This is a genomic window from Castellaniella sp., assembly GCF_041677825.1.
Classification (GTDB): Bacteria; Pseudomonadota; Gammaproteobacteria; order Burkholderiales; family Burkholderiaceae_B; genus Castellaniella.
On record NZ_JBAYPG010000054.1, the window covers coordinates 1 to 3,166 of the forward strand.

Below are 3,166 nucleotides of genomic sequence, written 5' to 3' on the forward strand. Positions count from 1 at the left end.
CAACGTTTACTACCAAGGAGTTGTCATGACCAACGTTGCGTTCGTAGCCCTGGCTTGCGGTCTGATCATCGGTCTGGGGGCCATAGGCGCCTGTATCGGCATTGGCCTCATGGGCGGCAAATATCTCGAGGCCTCGGCGCGCCAGCCCGAACTCATGAACACCCTGCAGACCAAGATGTTCCTGCTGGTGGGTCTGATCGACGCCGCCTTCCTGATCGGCGTGGGTCTGGCCATGCTGTTCGCGTTCGCCAACCCCTTCGTAGGCTGATGGCAGCGCGGGCCGAGTCGCCGCTGGCGGCCAGCGGCCCGGGGGCTGTCGGGCCAACTCAGGCACAGACAGCTGCATTGGTGCTCTGCAGGGGTGCTGCAGGGCACGAACGGCAAGAATAGGATACGACCGTGAATTTAAACGCGACTCTCTTTTTCCAGATGATCGTGTTTTTCGTTCTGGGCTGGTTCACGATGAAATTCATCTGGCCACCCCTGACGAAGGCAATGGATGATCGTCGCCAGAAAATCGCCGACGGTCTGGCTGCCGCCGAAAAAGGCAAGGCCGACCTGGCGCAGGCCCAGGCGCGCATCAGCCTGATGGAAGCGGCCTCCAAGACCGATAACCACGCCCGTCTGGCCGAAGCCGAAAAGCAGGCTGCCGCCGTCATCGATGCAGCGCGCCGCGAAGCCGAGGCTGAAAAGGCGCGCATCGTGGCACTGGCGCGGCAGGACGCCGAACAGGAAGCCCAGCGCGTGCGCGAGGCCCTGCGGGCCGAAGTGGCCGTGCTGGCCGTGCAGGGGGCCGAGCAGATCCTGCGGCGCGAGGTCGACGCAAAGGCGCATGCCGAACTGCTCGACCAGCTGCAGGCTCAACTCTGATACAGGGCGCATCATGGCTGAACTGTCCACAATTGCACGACCCTACGCTGAAGCCCTGTTCGAGTCCGTACGCAGCGATGCGCGCGGGCTTGGCTGGTGGTCCGATCAGGTGGCGCAGCTCGCCGAAGTGTGCAGCCTGCCTGATGTCCTCGAGGCCATGGGCGACCCGCGCCTGTCCGATGAGCAGCGCGCCAACCTGTTGCTGGGGCTGTTGCCCGAGGCATTGCCGCCCGAACTCGTCAATCTGGTGGGGCTGGTGGTCGAAAACGACCGCATCCCGGCCGTGCCGCTCGTGGCGCAGCAATTCGAGCAATTGCGCAACCAGCTCGAAGGGACGGCGTTGGCGCACATCACCAGTGCTTTCCCCATCGACGATGACCATCTGGCCCGCTTGCTGGCCGGGCTCGAACGCAAGTTCGGCCTCAAGCTCAAGCCCGAGGTCAATGTGGACCCGGATCTCATTGGCGGCGTGCGCGTCGCGGTGGGTGACCATGTTCTAGACACTTCCGTACAGGCCCGTCTGGCGAGCCTGCGCGATACGCTGGCCGCATGACGGCGGGCCAGTTCACAGGATTCCAGGAGTCTTACCATGCAACTTAACCCGTCCGAGATCAGCGAACTGCTGAAAAGCCGCATCGAAGGCCTGGGTGCGTCCACCGACATCCGTACCGAAGGCACGGTCGTCTCGGTCACCGACGGCATTACCCGCATCCATGGCCTGTCCGACGTGATGCAGGGCGAAATGCTCGAGTTCCCCAACAACCGCTTTGGTCTGGCGCTCAATCTCGAGCGGGATTCGGTGGGTGCCGTGATCCTCGGTGACTACATCGGCGTCTCCGAAGGGGATGCGGTCAAGACCACCGGGCGCATTCTGGCGGTACCGGTCGGCCCCGAACTGAAAGGACGCGTGGTCGATGCGCTGGGCAGCCCCATCGATGGCAAGGGCCCCATCAACGCAAAGCAGACCGACGTCATCGAGAAGGTGGCCCCCGGGGTGATTGCCCGCCAGTCCGTGTCCCAGCCGCTGCAGACCGGCCAGAAGGCCATCGACTCCATGGTGCCCATCGGGCGCGGCCAGCGCGAGCTGATCATCGGCGACCGCCAGACCGGCAAGACCGCTGTGGCCGTCGACACCATCATCAACCAGAAGGGCAAGGGCGTTACCTGCGTCTATGTGGCCATTGGCCAGAAGGCTTCCACCATCAACAACGTGGTGCGCAAGCTCGAAGAGCATGGTGCCCTCGAATTCACCATCGTCGTCGCCGCAGCGGCCTCCGAATCAGCCGCCATGCAGTATCTGGCGGCCTATTCCGGCTGCACCATGGGTGAATACTTCCGTGATCGCGGCGAAGACGCCCTGATCATCTACGACGACCTCACCAAGCAGGCATGGGCCTATCGCCAGGTGTCCCTGCTGCTGCGCCGCCCGCCAGGGCGCGAAGCCTACCCCGGCGACGTCTTCTACCTGCACTCGCGCCTGCTCGAACGCGCTGCACGCGTGAACGCGCACTATGTCGAACAGTTCACCAATGGCGAAGTCAAGGGCAGGACGGGTTCGCTCACGGCTTTGCCCATCATCGAGACCCAGGCGGGCGACGTCTCGGCTTTCGTGCCCACCAACGTGATCTCGATCACCGATGGCCAGATTTTCCTCGAGACCGATCTCTTCAATGCCGGCATTCGCCCGGCCATCAACGCCGGCATCTCGGTGTCGCGTGTGGGGGGCTCGGCGCAGACCAAGGTCATCAAGAAACTGTCCGGCGGCATTCGCACCGACCTGGCCCAGTATCGTGAACTCGCCGCATTCGCACAGTTTGCCTCGGATCTCGATGACGCCACCCGGCGCCAGCTCGAGCGGGGCAAGCGCGTGGTCGAACTCCTCAAGCAGCCGCAGTACCAGCCCCAGCAGGTCTGGGAACTCGCCGTGGCCCTGTACTCGGTCAACAACGGCTATCTCGATGACCTCGAGGTCAGTCAGGTGCTGTCTTTCGAAAAGGCGCTCAAGGATTTCCTCAGGTCCAAGCACGCCGAGCTGATCAACCGCATCGAAGAGCTCAAAGAGCTCTCCAAGGAAGATGACGCCGCACTGGCTGCCGCCATTGTCGAGTTCAAGAAACACGGCACGTTTTGAGATGCCAGCCGCGGGGGCGGTGCGCCGCCGCGGTCTGACCTGAAGGATTGAGCCCATGGCTGGAATCAAGGAAATTCGAACCAAGATCAAGAGCGTGCAAAACACGAGCAAGATCACCAAGGCGATGGAGATGGTCGCGGCGGCGAAAATGCGCAAGGCGCAGGA

The 3,166-nt window shown here is 63.0% G+C and carries 5 protein-coding genes; all 5 read left to right on the top strand.

Annotated elements, in window-relative coordinates:
- Window positions 1–25 precede the first annotated feature (25 nt).
- On the top strand, window positions 26–268 hold the full coding sequence (gene atpE, locus WCY17_RS14300) for a F0F1 ATP synthase subunit C (RefSeq protein ID WP_298014239.1): 243 nt from the start codon (window positions 26–28) through the stop codon (window positions 266–268).
- 131 nt (window positions 269–399) lie between these two features.
- Window positions 400–870, top strand: a complete 471-nt coding sequence (locus WCY17_RS14305) for a F0F1 ATP synthase subunit B (RefSeq protein ID WP_372702857.1) — start codon at window positions 400–402, stop codon at window positions 868–870.
- 13 nt (window positions 871–883) lie between these two features.
- Entirely contained in the window at window positions 884–1,423 is a 540-nt protein-coding gene (locus WCY17_RS14310; RefSeq protein WP_372702858.1) for a F0F1 ATP synthase subunit delta, read from the top strand.
- 36 nt (window positions 1,424–1,459) lie between these two features.
- Window positions 1,460–3,001 carry a F0F1 ATP synthase subunit alpha gene (gene atpA, locus WCY17_RS14315; RefSeq protein WP_372702859.1) on the top strand — a complete coding sequence of 514 codons (1,542 nt, stop codon included), beginning with the start codon at window positions 1,460–1,462 and terminating at the stop codon, window positions 2,999–3,001.
- Between the two features lie 55 nt (window positions 3,002–3,056).
- Window positions 3,057–3,166, top strand: a 110-nt coding sequence (locus tag WCY17_RS14320; protein ID WP_372702860.1) for a F0F1 ATP synthase subunit gamma, incomplete at its 3' end; no start/stop codon positions are given.

Excerpts from the sequence above, each read along its gene's own strand:
- atpE (WP_298014239.1), top strand. The coding sequence starts at position 26 with ATGACCAACGTTGCGTTCGTAGCCCTGGCTTGCGGTCTGATCATCGGT.
- WCY17_RS14310 (WP_372702858.1), top strand. The coding sequence starts at position 884 with ATGGCTGAACTGTCCACAATTGCACGACCCTACGCTGAAGCCCTGTTC.
- atpA (WP_372702859.1), top strand. The coding sequence starts at position 1,460 with ATGCAACTTAACCCGTCCGAGATCAGCGAACTGCTGAAAAGCCGCATC.